This is a genomic window from Novilysobacter erysipheiresistens, from assembly GCF_036663935.1.
Lineage (GTDB): Bacteria > Pseudomonadota > Gammaproteobacteria > Xanthomonadales > Xanthomonadaceae > Novilysobacter > Novilysobacter erysipheiresistens.
Map to the genome: position 1 here is coordinate 1 of NZ_JAXGFP010000022.1, position 604 is coordinate 604.

Annotated in this window: 1 protein-coding gene; it reads left to right on the forward strand. The window is 56.1% G+C overall.

Annotation, left to right across the window (positions count from 1 at the left end; genetic code table 11):
• Positions 1-566 (forward strand): hypothetical protein (locus SNE34_RS14760; RefSeq protein WP_332618382.1); only part of this gene is annotated, 566 nt, incomplete at its 5' end.
• Positions 567-604: the final 38 nt, after the last annotated feature.

The following is a 604-nucleotide window of genomic DNA, read 5'->3' on the forward strand; positions in this document are numbered from 1 at the left end:
CACCCGGTCTGCGCGTTGCGGGTCGGCTTAATTCCGGCGTTAGGCAGCAGACCATGACAATTTTGGCGGCCCTAGAGCAAGCAACTGAAGCCATTGAGGCACCGTACTTTTTGTTGCCCATTGCCGGCCGGGACCTTCCCATCAAACGCGAGCGCGTGTACTGCTATGAACTATTTCATCAGTTGCGCCTCGCTTTGCGTGACTCTCAACTAACCCTTACCGGCGAGCCAGATAAACGCGGCCACCCTGATTTCCCGCCAATCAACCCAGATTTCATCCTCCACACTCCGGGCGGCCACGAGGAGAACACCGCAGTGGTGGAGGTCGAATGCCGCGTAGGTCTTGAACATCTAATCAAAGATTTTCGTAACCTCAAGACAATGCGGGATCGCGGCTATGGAACTCTCGTTCTCTTGCTTTTCGCCAATAGCAACGTGCCTTGGCCCAAGCTTGCGCAAGCTGCCAGAGAAGCGGACATTGGCTTGGGCGAGATTGCTGTTTTACTTCATCGGGCACCAGGTCTAGCGGCCACGCGGGAGCACCCGCCAGCCCCCACTGCTGCCTAACAATTCGTTCAAGCCGAACTTGCTTCGCTACACCAACA